Source organism: Alteromonas sp. ASW11-130 (assembly GCF_026183735.1).
Taxonomy (GTDB): Bacteria; Pseudomonadota; Gammaproteobacteria; order Enterobacterales; family Alteromonadaceae; genus Alteromonas.
The window spans coordinates 1-16,017 of sequence record NZ_JAPFRE010000038.1 but is presented as its reverse complement, the minus strand read 5'-3'; the positions used below and the strand labels follow the sequence as shown (position 1 = coordinate 16,017).

The window sequence follows — 16,017 nt, the reverse complement described above, 5'->3', positions numbered from 1 at the left end:
AACGCAATTTACCAGGCGACCTGCATTTATATGACTTTTGAAGATTTAGATCTGGATTCAGACTTGTGTCACGCGTTGGCAGATATGAAGTTTACCGGTCCCACCAGCATTCAGGAATTGGTTATCCCTCCCGCAATGGAAGGCAAAGATGTGTTAGCTTCTGCGCCTACTGGCACGGGGAAAACTGCTGCGTTTTTATTGCCTGCATGCCAGTATTTATTAGACTTTCCTCGTAAGGAGCCTGGGGCCACGCGCGTGTTAATCCTCACCCCTACCCGAGAATTAGCACTACAAGTGTATGAACAAGCAAAAGCCATAACCCAGTATACAGAACTGGTTTGCGGGGTCATTACGGGCGGCATTAATTACGGCACCGACAATGAAACGTTAAGCAAAAATTTGGATATTCTAGTGGCGACACCCGGCCGCCTGTTCGAGCATATCAACAACGAACACGCAGACTGTCGGAATATTGAGTGTCTTATCCTGGATGAAGCGGACCGTATGTTAGACATGGGGTTCGGCGGCATTGTCGGGCAAATAGCAGGAGAAGCACGCTGGCGCAAACAAAACATGTTATTTTCAGCTACGCTGGAAGGTGCTGGTGTTAAGCGTTTTGCCGCAGATATTTTAGATGAGCCAGTAGAGGTAACCGCCTACCCTTCTCGTAAAGAAAAAGCAAAAACTCATCAGTGGTACCATCTTGCTGATGATCTCGCTCATAAAGATGCGTTACTCGTCCATATTCTGTCGCACCAAATTGAAAACGCGATTGTGTTTGTTAAAACACGCGATCGCTTAGATATGTTAAAAAGTAAATTAATGTCTAACGGCTTGCATGTCAGTTGGCTACAAGGCGAGATGCCCCAAGATAAGCGCAACGCGGCATTAGCCTCATTTAAAGAAGGTAAAGTTAAAATTTTGCTGGCGACAGATGTAGCCGCCAGAGGAATTGACGTTCCGAATGTTAGCCACGTCATCAATTATGATATGCCGCGTACAGCTGACATTTATGTCCATCGCGTTGGTCGCACGGGCCGCGCTGGCGCTAAGGGTACCGCAATATCTTTAGTTGAAGCGCATGATTTTGAAATGGTAGGTAAGGTCGCTCGTTACACGAATGAACCATTCAAAGCCCGGGTAATAAACGAATTACGTCCAAAACATAAAGCGCCGTCCACCACGCGTAAAAAGAAGAAGTCAAAAACTAAAGCTAAGGGGAAAAAGTGATAGCCTTTCCCAAAAAAATTGTATTAGCCTCTGGTAACAAAGGTAAGCTTCGGGAATTTGAAAATTTATTCGCTGAACTGGGCGTAGAAATTGTTCCCCAAAGCGTTTTAGGCGTAAGTGATGTGCCAGAAACCGGTACAACGTTTGTCGAAAATGCCATTATCAAAGCCCGCCATGCAGCAAGAGAAACCGGCCTGCCGGCTATCGCTGATGATTCGGGTATTGTAGTTGAGGCATTAGGTGGCGCACCCGGAATCTACTCAGCGCGGTTTGCTGGTGAAAACGCTTCTGATCAAGACAATATCGATTTGCTATTGGAACGGCTAGAAGGCGAATCGAACCGTAATGCGTATTTCTTCTGTCTGTTGGTAATGATGCGTGATGGCGACGATCCCGTGCCTCTAATCAGCGAGGGAAAATGGCATGGCTCAATTACTCAACGCCAAGAGGGTGACGCAGGTTTTGGTTATGATCCGGTTTTTTATGTTGAACAACATACATGTACCGCTGCCCAGTTAGATAAAACCGAGAAAAATCACATTAGTCATCGCGGGCAAGCATTGAATGCACTGATGAAACAGATGAGGCAATTGTTTGCGTAATCCCCCCCTTAGCCTATATGTGCATATTCCATGGTGTGTACAAAAATGTCCCTATTGTGACTTTAATTCTCACGGGGTTAAGTCGGCTATTCCTGAAAAAGAATACATTCAGCACTTACTTGATGACTTAGCCCGTGATGCTGAACTAATTGGTAATCGGGTAATAGAAACTATTTTTATTGGTGGGGGTACCCCCAGCCTTTTCTCAGAACAAGGCATAGCCGACCTACTTCTCGGTATAAAGCAAAGAGTTGAAGTAAAGCCAGATGCAGAAATTACGATGGAAGCCAACCCCGGCACCATGGAATCAGCGCGCTTTGACGGATATGTGCAGGCAGGAATTAATCGATTATCAGTAGGCGTACAGAGTTTTCAGTCACACCATCTAAGCGTGCTTGGTCGTATCCACGATGCAGAACAAGCAAAACGAGCGATAAAAATTACCCAAGGGTCACAACTTAACAGTTTTAACTTAGACTTGATGCATGGTTTACCCGAACAATCTATCGAAAATGCATTATCCGATTTGCACACAGCTATTCAGTTAGCACCGCCTCATTTGTCGTGGTACCAGCTGACGATAGAGCCTAACACTCCTTTCTATTCAAAGCCGCCCGAATTACCTGACGATGATGTGTTGTGGGACATTCAGGCTAAGGGTCATGACTTATTAAAGCAGCATGGTTTTCAGCAATACGAAATCTCCGCCTATAGCCTACCGGGAAGGCAATGCCAACATAATTTGAATTACTGGCGCTTTGGCGATTATTTGGGTATTGGGTGCGGCGCACATGGCAAAATAACCCATGCTGAACAACGGAAAATTCAGCGTACGGTAAAAGTAAAGCACCCTAGAGGCTACATGGACCTAGCGCGCCCCTATCTGGATCAAACGATTGACGTTAAACAAGATGACCTTGCGTTTGAGTTTTTTATGAACCGTTTTCGCTTAGTGGAACCCTGTCCCGTTGAAGATTTTGAAGCGCTAACCGGCACCCAGCTCAGTGCAGGGCAGACGGCTGAACTAAACAAGGCACAAGAAGATGGGTTGATCGAGATTACGGATAGTCACTGGAAGGTGACGCCTAAGGGACACCGATACTTAAATTCTCTGCTTAGTGCATTAGTTTGATTAAGTAAAAATTATAAAAAAATCCCGGTTGCTTAGACGGGATTTTAGTTTGCGAAACATCAAAAAGCTTACTGCCACTTCCAATACGAGGCAAAAAAAGGGCGTAATACCAAATATAAAACCTTTGCGGCGATTAGTCTTTTCGCTTGTCGGCGGTAATTACGTCAATGGGTTTGAGGGCTGGAATCTGTCGTCTAAGTTTTTCTTCAACTTTATTTAAATCTGTCAACGTATCACAAAACCACTTCGCCTTGTTCTTGAGCTTCGAAGCGCGAGGGCCGACATCTTTTTCTATCTGCTCGCCCATTTCCTCTAACTGGCGAGAAATTTGTTCAACCTTATCACTAGATAACTCTGGATCGGTTGTGTTGATGCCCCCAATGGCCGATAAGATTCCGCCGATTGACGTGGAAATCGCCTCTTCCAATTGTGCTTCAATTTCACTATCTACAAACTCATCCACACTTTCTAACGAGCCAGGGCCGATGGTGTAATACGGGCCGGTTTGGCGAAATTTGTCTTTAACTTTCTGCTGTACACGCTCCATTGCCCGTCGTATTTTTTCGTAGCTTTCATGATCACTTCCCACCAAACCCAGATAGACATGGTCAATTGTTTCGATTGCTAGTTCTACCCCTTCGGTAGCCAGAATAATCATTTTAGGAATGACGTAATGTAAGCCTGACGCATACTCGTGAAGCAGTTTCGTATTTTCTTTTTCTAGCTGGATCCAACGTCCACCGACAAATAACTGCGACTGGTGGTTGATTTGCATAATGGTGCGTGTTTCGTCCATCACACGTAATTGGTCTTCTGAAACCAGGATTCCGTAAGCGAAATCGATATCACAGGTAAATTCGGCACGCACCGGCTTTATCAGCTCTACCAAGCACAGCGATGCAAGCAGAATAAATGTGAGGTGGGTTTTGATCATCATGAAATAATAATGCATTCCGCTTTCTGAAATGAAAAGAAGGTTGAGGTTAATTCGCTAATATTCAAGTCGAAAACAGCATTGAGCCAGCTTCCACTTATTGCTTGCCCTATCGCGCTAACGTCGGGCTGTCCGTTCAGCGGCTTCGCTTTCACTCACCTGCAAGGCTTCAAGCTGTTTTTTGCCACTGGCGATATCGGTCATGTCGTAAATCATCATACTAATAAAATCCACTGTTCCAGTTGTGGACGTTAACGGTGACAACGCAATATTCTGATACATGAAAGGTTCACTACCCGTAATAGGTCGGTAATTAGGAAACTTAAACAAGTAAGGCCGTTGTTCCCAGGTCATGAATGCCCGGGTTTTTAGTTCAAAAACAGGCTTGGCTTTTTGGGCGAACCATTCTCCATCAATATGGTTGAATAAATCGAATAAGCATTTTTGTTGCACTTCACTTGGCAGCAAACCGCTATGGCTTTCCATAAAGCCATTCCATACTTGTACTTTAAACTGTTTATCTAATACTACAATTCCCACATCCACCGAATGCAGCATATCTGCCATCCAGTGAAATTCTCTTAACTCATCTAACGCATCATTGGCCACTACTCATCCTCCAACAGATGTGAAAGCTTTTTATTCATAGTAATCATGGAATCTTCTGTAAACAATAATATGAGATCACACTGAACATTATAACCCTCAAGGCCATAACTCAACTCAATCGCGAGCGTGCGTCGCCAGTTAACCCTATTCATACTGATGATGTCTGTTATAACGCGGTGTTGCCCTAACACTACGGGATGACCTTGACTAAAATTTACATCCATTTGCTCGGCCAGCCCAGCTAGACAGGTCCCGATGAGTAAGCTGGCAGCGTCCATCAATAGCTCTAACTGGATTTGATCATCGACCTCCTGCTTTATATCAAGAATTTTGGCTACGTCTTCAAAACTTGAATCGCTTAGAATGCACAAAGCCTCGCCACGAATGCCAGGCCCTAAAAAGCCCTGACAAACCGCGGTTACCTGTTCATGCTGTTCAATATCAGACAACATCATATGTAACTCAGAGACCTCTATCAGGTTTACATTCGGGATCGGTAAGCGCACAAATACGTTCATTATGCGGGCCAAATGATCACCAGCCTGTCCCATGGCGATATTCGTGATTTCCTGATAACAGTCCCGCACTTCGGGATCAAGCGAGCCTTCACTATCAGCTAATTCGTCATTAGCTAAAATATTGTGTTTGATTAAGACTTCTCGCAGCTTATCTGCTTTTACCGGTTTTTGGATAAAATCTATCGCGCCTAATTTGGTCACACGCTCGTGCGCTTCGGGCTGAATATCACCCGATATCACTACCACTTTAGTCGATATATTGAGCTGCTGAATTGACTCAAGCGTTTGATAGCCATCTTTAACTGGCATATTGAGATCGAGCAACAACAACTGCCCTTTCCCTTGTTGCAGGGCTTCAATAGCCTCTCCACCATGCTTTGCAAAGTGGACTGCCACTTCCCAATCCTGCGGCAAGCATTTTGCGGCCTGTTTACGGGCCACTAACGAATCATCACAAACTAAAACTGAAAACATTGAGATTTACTACCATCCTTAACGATGAAGGTTACTGTCTGGTATTACTTTTTGGGTGGTACGGGTCAATGTGGGAGGCGTTACAATATGATAACTCTCACACTAAGTTACTGTACTAACAAATAGCATTTATCGGCAAAAAGTCCATTATTCTAAAGTCGAAATTAATATTGGAATAATAAAAGCTGTCATAATGCCGTTCAACGACAACGAAATAGCGGCAACTGCCCCAGTCACTTCTGAATATTGTAACGCCTTGGCGGTTCCGATTGCGTGAGCCACCGTACCTAATGCTACACCTTGTGCTTCTGCACTATCATCTCCCAACAAACGGAATATCCAGGAGCAAACCATCGCCCCTACTACGCCAGTGGTGATAACAAAGACTGCTGCGATGGCGGGTATACCGCCAGTTATTGCAGTTGTTTCCATAGCTAAAGGCGTAGTAATTGATTTAACTAACATGGTTAATGATAGCGCGACAGGCGCATCCATTACGTAAAGTATTCCCCACGCAAGTGTCGGGGCAAACACGCCACTGATAACTATAGCCAGCCAAAGACGCCATCCCAGCTTCGCTATGCGTTGGTATTGGTAATATAGCGGCACCGCCAATGCCACTGTTACAGGCCCCAATAACCAATGGATTAAACTGGTCGCTTCTTGATAGTCACGTACCTTCACGTCAGTCAAGGCGAGAACGCCCCCTACTACTAACGCTGTAATCACCATTGGCAACGTAAAAGGATGGCGATTGCTCAGTACGTGTAAGCCGGTTGACAAAACATAAACAATAAACGTGAGCACAATCCAGCTTATAGCGGTAAAAGAAGCAGTATTCGTCAATACAACGATTAACTGACCTACAATCTCGTTCATGTTTCTTCTAAGACTGTTCTAGACGACAGTAACTTCTTACTTATCCAATAACTCACGCCCAAACTCAGTATCGTTGACCCCACTATGGCTATGGTGATAGAAACAATATTGTCCTGCAGAGTCGACCAATAGATAGCGATACCCATTACCGCTGGAATAAAGAAAAATGCCATATTGCCCAGCAACGGCTTCGCCGCGACACTAATGCTGTTTGTCAGCGAAGAGGAAAACACCATTAGACCAAACAATAGTGCCAATCCTATTAATGCACCCGGCAAGGGTATAGAAAAACGCAAAACTAAGTACTCGCCACAAAGATAGCTAAGCACTATACATATCCCGCCAACAACGTAGTGATTGATAGCTGTTCACAACCTAAACTAGTGAATGATAATCCCATGATATCGCAAAGTTACTTGCTGTGAATAGCGATTACCTAGATATTCCTTATCAATGCAGCCTATTCCGATATTGCTTAAACCACTTGGCCGAAAATTTTGCGACTGAGTTGTCTTTAAACATGACATAGTGGTTCATTTGGTTATCGCTAAATACCTTTTCCACATGTATCAAATTCACCGCTATCGAACGGCTAATTCTAATCAAATGAGCGTTATTAAGCTTTTTCAGCAGTGCAGCCAAAGAACTTCTGATAACTAATTGCTCGTTGGCGGTTGTTACTTCCATGTAGTCTCCTTCAGCTTCGATCTTTACGATATTTTGCCACGCTAAAAATACGGTATCAGTGAGTGTTTTTAGCACCAGAGTATTCTCATCATCATTGTCGCGAAAACGCAGTATACGCGCCGAAACCGCAGTTTCTGAAATGCCAAGCTGCTGACTTAAGCCGTGTTGAATAGTTCGCCAATGGGAAACAATTTCGTCATTGTATTGATGCTGCTTTAAGCGCACACATACATTTTCTAATTGTTCATCAACCAGGGGGGTAGTCAAAAAACTAAACGCGTTATAGGCAAAAGCCTGCAAGGCGTCATGATTGTTTGTTCCGAGTAAAACTAAACGTTCGATACGCTGAGGTAGAACGGAGGTTTGTTGCCAGGTAAACATATCGCAGAAAAGCGTGAGGTGCCCTTCTTCGAAGACGGGCATAGTTGACGCTAACACTAAACAAACTTCGTCAAAAACACGCAGTCGTTCAAGGCGTTGCCGTAATTGAACACCCACCGGTTGTGACTGCACTGCGATTAAGCAAATTTGAGAGATACCGTTTACCATAGTGGCTTAGTCTCGGCTGCCTCTGAGGGCAGATTCAGAGGCAGTATCGAAGTACTCATCGTTTTGCGGTTAATGTCCGTTTTTTAGCGCCCGTCCTACGCTCAACTAAGGCGTACATGGATGGCGAATTATAATTTCCTGCAAAGCTTAGCATATCCTGTCCATTGCACAGCAGCCCCCTGTTCAACGCTCTGATACTAATTCGACTATCCTTAACCGCCCGATTAAATTTAAATTTTTTCCCTGATGCGATGGCATAACATATCTGTTTCAATTCAGCTTCATAAGGAATACTTTTGGCACTAACCGAGGCGCTCGACAATGTGAGTCCCCCAGCTGCAAATAATGTAGTGATAAAGGCAATATGTTGTTTTTTCATGACGCTTTCCTTTCTTCATTCCTTTTCCATTGGCGAAAAAGGTAATTCAAAAAATAGGAAATCTTAGTGACAAACGCCTATGAAAAACGTTTAACTGCAATTCGTTGCGATGTTGCGATTAATGGGCAATTGGCGGGGACTAACTATCGGCCTGGAAGGTAATTCGACGTATGCTAAACACACTTTGTTACCATGTCGATAGGCTTCAACCGTTAAAAAAGAATTTAATGGGTCGCTGAAAAGTTGAATGTATGCGTTACTATTGGGGGAATTATCTGAGGGTAAAGTGATTCCCCTTTTTATTTACCGAAGGGCAATACCTCGGCTAAAATTAACGAGTAAAGGGGACCGTGTTTTTGCTAAAACCGACACCTAGGTACAATGGGAATGAGGGGCAAATAGTAATTTACGTTGCCCCGCTAACCGCCAGTTTTTCAAGTTTAATTAAAACGTACTGTCCTGATGGATTTTGATAAACATACTGGTATCCGATTTGCTGTAATCGATTTTATATTCTTTACCATTAAGTGTTTGAATAAAAAGTAATGTTTTTTCATCGCCAAATACGTCACTAGCAGTAACATCTACTAATTCCAAATCCATCATTTTAGCGTCACGTTTATTGTCAGGAATCTTACCTTCGTAACGTTTGATCCCTTTGTATGTCACTATAATAGGAGGATCGTCTTCACCATTTACAACCAAAAGATCAAGCTTTCTCACTTTGTGAATTATGGTGTTGCGACCACTTGTTATAAAGGGTCTTTCTGTCATTCTTATCTCCGTACTGGCTTGGAATATCTGTTAGCAGGCAAAAAGATATCAAAGAAATTTAAATAATGCACTTACTACATGCGGGATTACGTTAACATTTTCGTCTACATAGTTTGATTTAAGAGTGGCCCATGCTTAGGATTTGTCAAAAAGGCATGGTCTGTCAAACTTTCTAAAAATGCCTTCAACGCTGCTTTTTCATCTTCATTTATATTGAAACCTTTTACAAAAGGACTTTTGTAAGGGTTAGACTTCCCCTTTCCGCGCCCCCCTTGGGCATAAAATTCGATAACTTCCTCAAGGGTCGCAATACTGCCATCATGCATGTAAGGGGCACTCGCCGCGATATTTCGCAACGTGGGGGCTCTGAACTTTCCCATATCCTTTTGGTTGAAGGTTATCCGCAACAACCCCTGGTCACGCTCAGGATAAGCTCCTTTGCCATCTTCATTGTACAAGCCTGTATTATGAAACGGCTGCAATACCAGACTTTGCGCGGCATGGGTGCTGGACTGACTAAAGTTCACGCCGCCGTGACAATGAAAACATTCGGTGCGTTCAGAAAAGAAAAGATTCATTCCCTCAATTTGTCGCTTGGTTAGAGCAGTATCATCTCCCTCATAAGCGTATTGGTCAAAAGGACTGTTAAATGAGGTAAGAGATCGTACAAAACTCGCCAATGCCTTGACGATTAAATCAAAACTGGGTTGTTCGGTGGCAAAAGCTGACTTGAACAATGCCTGATACTCAGCTGATGTGAACCTTTTCAGTATTTCCTTTTCATTGCCAGTAACCCCCAGTTCTACCGGAGACTCATTGAAAAGTGGGATCAATAATTGTTCTTCAATATGAGTAAACCCATTGTGCGCCCAGGTAAACGCACTGTTATAGCCTACATTAACCAAAGCCATCGAATTACGAGGCACCACCTCCCCCGTTGCGCCAGTAGCATGTTGAGTTGGCTCAGCGAAAGCGAATTGTTGCTGATGACAAGTTGCACATGATTGCGAGCGATTGACGCTTAACCCGGTGTCATAAAATAACATACGCCCCAGGGTAACCTTCTCTAACGTAATAGGGTTTTCTGCTGGCACCGCAGGCGGGGGGATAGTGTCGGGTAAAGCAAAGACATAGGGGGTACTTTGTGGCTGACAAGCTGCAACCAGCCAGCTACCAAAAAAAAGTAACGCGTATCTTAATCCCAACTTATCCATGGGCGACTCTGCAAGTTTTTCATTAGGCGACCACATACACCGGAATCAGGTGACTCAAATTTGCAGCCATTTGACTCGACCAGGTCGGTTTGCATAATGAGATGTGGCAATGACACCTCTAGCGCCAGATCATAATCTAACTGTGTCATGCGTAATATCACATTGACCCGATTTGAAAACGTACATGCCTTTTCTGGGGGACGTACTGCCGAATCAGATACACACCCTATACTGCCTAAATGATACGAAAAAGTATGATCTAGGTTTTGCTTTTGGCGCAAATCCATACGCAAAAATTTATGTCCATCCTGCCATGACCAGAACATAGAACTATCATTCAAAGGAGAGGGCTGGGTAAGCGGATTGGCGTGATTTTCAGCAAAGGGCAATCCAAGGGTAAACCGAAAAGCCGTAGACAATTTCATTAATTGTTTAGAAGCGTCAAGTCGTAAACGTGTATTTGTTACATTTGGCCCCTGACAGTTAGCATGAAATTTAACCAATGCCGTGTCAGGTGTTTGCCATTCCGATTCTTTAAATTTTAAGCGTTGCCACTTACCATCAATTCGAACTTCAGGATCACTTACGTAAAACCCAAGATACTCAATTTGCCAACGTTCACCGGCAAGCTGAATTTCGTAAGGGCATTGTTCCTTATTAATCCCTTTTATGGAAATTGGTATTTCGCCCGCCTCTTGCTTAAAAAAAGGCATGTCCTCACAACCTGCCAGCAGCAGACTTGAGAGAACAAAAAAAAGGTGAAAACATGTTTGTTTCAAAAACTGCACAATTAGTAACCGCTCTGCTAAGTTTTAATAGGTAGATGTCAATGAAATAAGGGAGAAGTATTTGAACACTCTCAAAATGAAACCTTACCTTTGTTGTTTAATTGTGGTGCTAAGTATCACGTTCAGTCAAGAAATTAACGCACACAGCGAAGGTGAGACGGTTCGCTTTGTAGCCCCCAATGGTAGCGACACGGGAAACTGTAACAACCGGTTTCGCCCCTGCAAAACAATTAGCTATGCTGCCTCTTATGCTAACAAAGGGGATAGTATCCGCGTTTCCAAGGGGTACTACGCTATTGAAGACGAACAAACATTGTTTCATTTAGTAGGTGAATTGGTTCCTGTACTGGGAGGGTTTAACCAGGCTGACCACTACCAAATTCAAAATCCTTCAGCCTACGATACGGTTCTTGCAGGTGTTCCTGTTGAATTTGCCAAACAATTATCAAACCAAGGGTTTAATGTGATTGCAGATGGCAAAAATAGTATCGCTTCGTCCGTATCGAAACAGATAACGCAAACCATTACCCAACTTGCCACCCGTCATGGTGCCGCCGATTGTATCGACGGTTTAGCGGCTAATTTTTCGTGTCGAAACGTCGCGCTCATCGCTCATGTACCGATATCAGAACTGCACGCAGATTCTAGTTCTGCGAATGACATCTGGGGCCATGTCGACCTTAATACCATGCGCGAATATGCCATTATGGGCTTACGCAATGGCGTGGTAGTGGTGGATGTGAGCACGCCGGATTCGCCCCAAGTTGTTGGTTCAATAAGCGGAGCGCCGACCACCTGGCGCGATATTAAGGTCTATCAATATTTCAATCGCGCTACCCATAGCTGGCAAGCATACGCTTATGTGAGTGCTGACAATGCAGATGAAGGATTACGGATTATCAATTTAAATCAACTCCCGGATAGCATAAGTGAAATAGCGCCGTTACAGGATGACGTTAGAGCGCACAATATTTATATTTCGCACACCGATCCGGGCTTAAATATTTCGCTTCCCGGCAGCTCTTCACAATTACACGTCGCCGGTTCAGAAAATTTTAACGGCGCGTGGCGCAGCTTTATGTTGACGTCGCCCGACAAACCCAGCGTAGCCTATAACCCTGAAACAGCTACTAGAACAGATTATTCGCATGACATTGCGGGCTTTTTTGTTACTGATGGCCGCGCTCAGGAAGATTGTAAAGGCGACAGTTCCATTTCCTGTAGTGTTATCTTAGATTTTAATGAACAAAGCGTGCGATTGTGGGATACCAGTAATCCTAAAGTTCCATGGGAAGTTAGCGAAATAACCTACCCTAATATTACCTATACCCATAGCGGCTGGACGAGCGAAGATAATCGGTATTTGTTCGTGCACGATGAGGGCGATGAATCTTCGTTAAGCGTGAATACTGCGGTAAATGTTTTTGATATAAGTGATTTAACTATGCCCACCTTAGTCACCACCTGGGAAGGTAGCACGCGCGCTATCGATCACAACGGGTTTGCCAAAGGTAATCGCTACTATATGTCAAATTATGAAAGGGGCTTAACCATTTTAGACATCAGCGATCCCACAGCCCCTGAAGAAATTGGCTATTTCGATACGTTCCCCTCTTCTAACAACGCGTCGTTTAACGGAGCATGGGGTGTATACCCCTTTCTACCTAGCGGTATTATTTTGGTGAGTGATATTCAAGGTGGACTTTATATTCTTCGCGATGACACCACCGCCAGCAGCGACACTCAAGTACGCTTCACTGCACCAACCCTTACCGTGCAGCCAGGCGAATCGGCGCGTATTCCTGTACAGAGAGAAGGCTCTAGCAATATAGATGTGGAATATCGCATTATTTATGGGTCGGCGGATAACACCGACATCACTGCCAGTAATGGGATTTTGACTTGGAACGCCCCAGAAGATCCGGACCAGATCATTGATATCAGTATTAACCAAAATGACGACACTGAATTTACTGAAAGCTTCTTTATTAAATTAGTTAATCCCTCCACTGGAAATGTAGATCACACCGCAGGACTATTAGCTGTGCACATTGACAGTGCCCGCGGCAACCAAGGGGTCGCTAACTTCACCCATGAAAGGTTCGAAGTGGCTGAAAATATTAGCTTGTATAATATAAACGTATCACGTGTAGGCGGCACGCAAGGCACGCTGCGCGTGGCTTTTGAAGTGAGTGCAGGTACCGCCGGCGCTGAAGATTTTGAGCCTCAAACCGGAGAACTTGTGTGGGAAAACGGTGATAATCAGGACAAGGCAATTTCGATAACTCTATACGACGATGAAATAGACGAACAAGCTGAAACCGTTATCATTACCTTGATTGGCACAGACGAAAATGGAGTCGGCGACATGTCCTCCAGTATCCTTACCATAAAAGACGACGAAACCAACCAGCCTCCACAGGTTAATGCGGGCCCAGATCAGACGGTTAGCGTTGGCGCTCGCGTACAGTTAAACGCCAGTGCCAGTGACCCGGAAAAAGATAACCTGACTTACGCCTGGCAACAAACTGAAGGCGCAGCGGTAACGCTCTCGAGTTCCAATAGCCTGAACGCGTCTTTTACCGCCCCCCAATCAGCAACCACTATTACTATGAGCCTTACCGCCACCGATGAATTGGGCGTCAGCGCCACCGACAGTGTGCGCATTACGGTTAACGACAGTAATGATACGGGAGGGGACAATGATGATAGCGGCAGCGACGAAGGCACTGATACTGATTCAGGCTCTAGTGGAGGTGGTGGTTCGTTGGGGGCAGCACTACTACTGTTGCTACTAAGTCAACTGCTGATAAAACACTATGCTGCCCACTATCAATGCCAGGATAACCCAAAAGAGAACGAATAAGCAAAATCAAACTGGTTCACTTTTTAACCAAACAGACAAATCAAGCCATAAAACTCCCCTTAGGTGGGGTGACAAGCGCAAAAAAAGTGCTTATACTTCGCCCCGCTTCGAAGATCTGTGTAGGTAATTCGAGCACGTCAAACATGGCCCCCTTAGCTCAGTTGGTTAGAGCACCCGACTCATAATCGGTAGGTCCCCTGTTCAAGTCAGGGAGGGGGCACCATTCCACTAAACACGTGAAATTGGTGCTAAGCATTCACAGCTCTACCCCATAAACGTTTTATCAGCAACCAGCATCCCCTATAGTTTTGTAAGAAGATAAGAGTTGGGAGGCGAAAAATGGATATCCGGGGAGCGTGACCAACGAATTTGTATAGCAATATGAAAATTTCAATGCTAACTAAAGCAGTAACTTTAAAACGTTTCGTTATTCTCTTCTGTGCTATGTATAGCAGTGCCTTACTCGTCACAAAACAACACAAATTCCATACGCAACTTCGAGAGTGAAAAAGGTGCTGACGCATTTTATTGTGAAATCATTGATAAATGTGAAGATAAACAAAATAAACCTAATAATAATCTAAATATCTTTCGAAATATCAATGTGACCCGTGGTCATATAAATATTTTCTTCTGTGAGATTATCAATAAGTGTGAAACAGAGAAGCCAAATGGTGGCAAACACTTTTCAGAAGGCAGAAACCATTCTGCAAATTTCGCCGCGTTTTCACTTAGCTAAAAGGAAGCTGGCTATGATAAACAAAAGCTTCTTACCTACCCACTCAAAAAGCGCGCAGCGGTTTCTGCCATCACAAACACAAATAGAAATTGCAGCGCTGGAAGGTATTGTTGTTAAAAAATGCAATTATGCTATTGAGCATTTTGACAATGATTTCTTTCCCGAGATGCGAATTGACTTTCCCGAGCAACTATACAATGCCGAAAACAAACGTAAAGCTGAATTTCTTGCTGGTCGCTATATTGCACATAATACACTGGCGGAGCTTAATGTAAGTGCACGGAAAATTCCTATTGGCAGTGATAGGCAATCGTTATGGCCTGCAGGAGTTTTAGCAACAATTTCATATTCCGATTCAATTGCGATATGTGCTGCGTCTACCAATGAGCATTATGACTATTTAGGGATAGATGTTGAAAACTGGATAGCACATGATACAGCGCATGAAATTGCTTCAACAGTTATCAATGAAAGTGAAGATACGTAGTTAAAATCACTGAAATACCCCTTTTATAGACTTGTTACCCTCGTCTTTTCGGCAAAAGAGAGCCTATATAAAGCAATTCACAAATACATAGGGGCTTTATTTGGATTTGAGGCTGCAGAAGTGACACATATCGACTTGGAGAAAGGGTTTCTGGAACTGGCTTTGACTCAAACCCTCTGCGCAAGTGCTCAAAAGGGTATGACTTTCGATTGTTGCTTTGATTTACAAGAGTCTTATCCATTCACATTGCTCGCTGGGCACTTGTAGCTAAAGCAGCTGTGTGGACACAATCAAAGGTGCATGTTCGCAATCCACGAAATGCATGAATTAGGCTCTCACACATAGATGTCCGATATATATTTAAGAATAATTTTTAGGGGGAGAACATTTGGCCAAACCTATTTTACTTAATGAGTTTATTGCAGCAATTAATAATAAAAGCACAGAAGCTGCGCTGTAGGACGAGCAAATATCCTATAGGGTGATGTTCGCTAACAACATCATTCCAGATGATACTAACGCTAGGTACTTGACTGAAAAGACAATGACCGATCGAGATGCGGAACTGTTCGTTAATCGAAAAGTATCGAGGGTACAACTTGCCCGGAAATACCAAGCCGAAAACTATATTTTAGTTGGTAAGTCTTATGTTTTAAACTGTTTAAAGTTTGATTCAGACGAATGTAAACTTGCCAACAAAAACATTGAGTCGCTCATGGAACTTTCGGAAAATATTAAAATGTCCGAAGTAATACAAGCTCCAACCATTTACCCCATCCAAAAGGGGAAGGCGGTACAGAAGCTTTAAAACGACAAGAAACGCCTAACCTACGGCACAAAAACTGTGTGGATATGGCTATCGAGAAAGCAGTAGTTCAGTTCTCCATTGAGCATCCACTCGTCGGACAACAGAAAGTTGCGATGAAGCTTACAGAAGCACTCGGTGTTGATATCAGCGCTGACGAAGTACGCAGCAAGTGGCTATGAAATGATTTGAATACACCAGTATTGAGAGTGGAAAGATCTCAGGCATTGAAAGAGTCGGCATGAATTATAGCCAGTTTAACAACTGGCTGATAGGTAGTGTTTAGAAATCTGTGTCATTTCATTAATATATCCAAAACGGAAATGATACAAGACCAAAGACTTCAATATA

At 43.7% G+C, this 16,017-nt stretch carries 18 protein-coding genes and 1 tRNA gene; 9 read left to right on the top strand and 10 right to left on the bottom strand.

Annotated elements, in window-relative coordinates:
- Nucleotides 1-30 precede the first annotated feature (30 nt).
- The 3 genes from srmB to hemW are packed head-to-tail and all read left to right on the top strand — an operon-like array spanning nt 31 to nt 2,964.
- Nucleotides 31-1,230 (top strand): ATP-dependent RNA helicase SrmB, encoded by a 1,200-nt coding sequence (srmB, locus tag OPS28_RS13435; protein WP_265609980.1) that lies wholly within the window; start codon nt 31-33, stop codon nt 1,228-1,230.
- Nucleotides 1,230-1,832 carry an RdgB/HAM1 family non-canonical purine NTP pyrophosphatase gene (gene rdgB, locus OPS28_RS13430; protein WP_265610023.1) on the top strand — a complete coding sequence of 201 codons (603 nt, stop codon included), beginning with the start codon at nt 1,230-1,232 and terminating at the stop codon, nt 1,830-1,832. Before srmB ends, rdgB begins: the two co-directional genes overlap by 1 nt.
- Entirely contained in the window at nt 1,825-2,964 is a 1,140-nt protein-coding gene (hemW, locus tag OPS28_RS13425) for a radical SAM family heme chaperone HemW (RefSeq protein ID WP_265609979.1), read from the top strand. The genes rdgB and hemW overlap by 8 nt, the downstream gene beginning before the upstream one ends.
- Before the next feature lie 133 nt (nt 2,965-3,097).
- Here hemW and OPS28_RS13420 read toward each other — a convergent pair whose 3' ends face one another.
- The 10 genes from OPS28_RS13420 to OPS28_RS13375 form a co-directional block, all read right to left on the bottom strand.
- Complete coding sequence (locus OPS28_RS13420; RefSeq protein ID WP_265609978.1) at nt 3,098-3,901, bottom strand: YggN family protein; 804 nt, start codon at nt 3,899-3,901, stop codon at nt 3,098-3,100.
- 114 nt (nt 3,902-4,015) lie between these two features.
- Nucleotides 4,016-4,465 (bottom strand): PAS domain-containing protein, encoded by a 450-nt coding sequence (locus OPS28_RS13415; protein ID WP_265610022.1) that lies wholly within the window; start codon nt 4,463-4,465, stop codon nt 4,016-4,018.
- Nucleotides 4,466-4,506: 41 nt separating this feature from the next.
- The gene (locus tag OPS28_RS13410; protein ID WP_265609977.1) at nt 4,507-5,499 is read right to left on the bottom strand and encodes a response regulator; all 993 of its coding nucleotides are present in this window, start codon (nt 5,497-5,499) and stop codon (nt 4,507-4,509) included.
- A 147-nt stretch (nt 5,500-5,646) separates the two neighbouring features.
- On the bottom strand, nt 5,647-6,378 hold the full coding sequence (locus OPS28_RS13405) for an LrgB family protein (RefSeq protein ID WP_265609976.1): 732 nt from the start codon (nt 6,376-6,378) through the stop codon (nt 5,647-5,649).
- Entirely contained in the window at nt 6,375-6,707 is a 333-nt protein-coding gene (locus tag OPS28_RS13400; protein WP_265609975.1) for a CidA/LrgA family protein, read from the bottom strand. Before OPS28_RS13400 ends, OPS28_RS13405 begins: the two co-directional genes overlap by 4 nt.
- A 121-nt stretch (nt 6,708-6,828) precedes the next feature.
- Nucleotides 6,829-7,614: a LytR/AlgR family response regulator transcription factor gene (locus OPS28_RS13395; protein WP_265609974.1), complete on the bottom strand. Its 786-nt coding sequence runs from the start codon at nt 7,612-7,614 to the stop codon at nt 6,829-6,831.
- A gap of 55 nt (nt 7,615-7,669) precedes the next feature.
- A complete protein-coding gene (locus OPS28_RS13390; RefSeq protein WP_265609973.1) occupies nt 7,670-7,993 on the bottom strand; it encodes a DUF3718 domain-containing protein in 324 nt (107 codons plus the stop codon).
- 444 nt (nt 7,994-8,437) lie between these two features.
- The gene (locus tag OPS28_RS13385; protein WP_265609972.1) at nt 8,438-8,767 is read right to left on the bottom strand and encodes a hypothetical protein; all 330 of its coding nucleotides are present in this window, start codon (nt 8,765-8,767) and stop codon (nt 8,438-8,440) included.
- A gap of 104 nt (nt 8,768-8,871) precedes the next feature.
- Entirely contained in the window at nt 8,872-9,981 is a 1,110-nt protein-coding gene (locus OPS28_RS13380; protein ID WP_265609971.1) for an MbnH family di-heme enzyme, read from the bottom strand.
- Nucleotides 9,963-10,694 carry an MbnP family copper-binding protein gene (locus tag OPS28_RS13375; RefSeq protein ID WP_265609970.1) on the bottom strand — a complete coding sequence of 244 codons (732 nt, stop codon included), beginning with the start codon at nt 10,692-10,694 and terminating at the stop codon, nt 9,963-9,965. The genes OPS28_RS13380 and OPS28_RS13375 overlap by 19 nt, the downstream gene beginning before the upstream one ends.
- Nucleotides 10,695-10,830: 136 nt before the next feature.
- On the opposite strand from OPS28_RS13375, the gene OPS28_RS13370 reads away from it, so the two are divergent.
- The 6 genes from OPS28_RS13370 to OPS28_RS13350 all read left to right on the top strand — a co-directional run bounded on the left by OPS28_RS13370 (nt 10,831) and on the right by OPS28_RS13350 (nt 15,848).
- Entirely contained in the window at nt 10,831-13,635 is a 2,805-nt protein-coding gene (locus tag OPS28_RS13370) for a choice-of-anchor B family protein (RefSeq protein WP_265609969.1), read from the top strand.
- 146 nt (nt 13,636-13,781) lie between these two features.
- Nucleotides 13,782-13,858 (top strand) — tRNA-Ile (locus OPS28_RS13365).
- Between the two features lie 529 nt (nt 13,859-14,387).
- On the top strand, nt 14,388-14,861 hold the full coding sequence (locus OPS28_RS13360; RefSeq protein WP_265609968.1) for a 4'-phosphopantetheinyl transferase family protein: 474 nt from the start codon (nt 14,388-14,390) through the stop codon (nt 14,859-14,861).
- Between the two features lie 9 nt (nt 14,862-14,870).
- Nucleotides 14,871-15,128 carry a 4'-phosphopantetheinyl transferase superfamily protein gene (locus tag OPS28_RS17195; protein WP_442864000.1) on the top strand — a complete coding sequence of 86 codons (258 nt, stop codon included), beginning with the start codon at nt 14,871-14,873 and terminating at the stop codon, nt 15,126-15,128.
- Between the two features lie 277 nt (nt 15,129-15,405).
- Complete coding sequence (locus OPS28_RS13355; protein WP_265609967.1) at nt 15,406-15,669, top strand: hypothetical protein; 264 nt, start codon at nt 15,406-15,408, stop codon at nt 15,667-15,669.
- 44 nt (nt 15,670-15,713) lie between these two features.
- A complete protein-coding gene (locus OPS28_RS13350) occupies nt 15,714-15,848 on the top strand; it encodes a hypothetical protein (protein ID WP_265609966.1) in 135 nt (44 codons plus the stop codon).
- Nucleotides 15,849-16,017: the final 169 nt, after the last annotated feature.

What these genes read in the sequence shown, in the direction of transcription:
- srmB (WP_265609980.1), top strand. Translation starts at nt 31, where the DNA reads ATGACTTTTGAAGATTTAGATCTGGATTCAGACTTGTGTCACGCGTTG.
- OPS28_RS13420 (WP_265609978.1), bottom strand. Translation starts at nt 3,901, where the DNA reads ATGATGATCAAAACCCACCTCACATTTATTCTGCTTGCATCGCTGTGC.
- OPS28_RS13415 (WP_265610022.1), bottom strand. Translation starts at nt 4,465, where the DNA reads ATGGCAGATATGCTGCATTCGGTGGATGTGGGAATTGTAGTATTAGAT.
- OPS28_RS13410 (WP_265609977.1), bottom strand. Translation starts at nt 5,499, where the DNA reads ATGTTTTCAGTTTTAGTTTGTGATGATTCGTTAGTGGCCCGTAAACAG.
- OPS28_RS13405 (WP_265609976.1), bottom strand. Translation starts at nt 6,378, where the DNA reads ATGAACGAGATTGTAGGTCAGTTAATCGTTGTATTGACGAATACTGCT.
- OPS28_RS13395 (WP_265609974.1), bottom strand. Translation starts at nt 7,614, where the DNA reads ATGGTAAACGGTATCTCTCAAATTTGCTTAATCGCAGTGCAGTCACAA.
- OPS28_RS13390 (WP_265609973.1), bottom strand. Translation starts at nt 7,993, where the DNA reads ATGAAAAAACAACATATTGCCTTTATCACTACATTATTTGCAGCTGGG.
- OPS28_RS13385 (WP_265609972.1), bottom strand. Translation starts at nt 8,767, where the DNA reads ATGACAGAAAGACCCTTTATAACAAGTGGTCGCAACACCATAATTCAC.
- OPS28_RS13380 (WP_265609971.1), bottom strand. Translation starts at nt 9,981, where the DNA reads ATGGATAAGTTGGGATTAAGATACGCGTTACTTTTTTTTGGTAGCTGG.
- OPS28_RS13375 (WP_265609970.1), bottom strand. Translation starts at nt 10,694, where the DNA reads ATGCCTTTTTTTAAGCAAGAGGCGGGCGAAATACCAATTTCCATAAAA.
- OPS28_RS13360 (WP_265609968.1), top strand. Translation starts at nt 14,388, where the DNA reads ATGATAAACAAAAGCTTCTTACCTACCCACTCAAAAAGCGCGCAGCGG.
- OPS28_RS13355 (WP_265609967.1), top strand. Translation starts at nt 15,406, where the DNA reads ATGACCGATCGAGATGCGGAACTGTTCGTTAATCGAAAAGTATCGAGG.
- OPS28_RS13350 (WP_265609966.1), top strand. Translation starts at nt 15,714, where the DNA reads ATGGCTATCGAGAAAGCAGTAGTTCAGTTCTCCATTGAGCATCCACTC.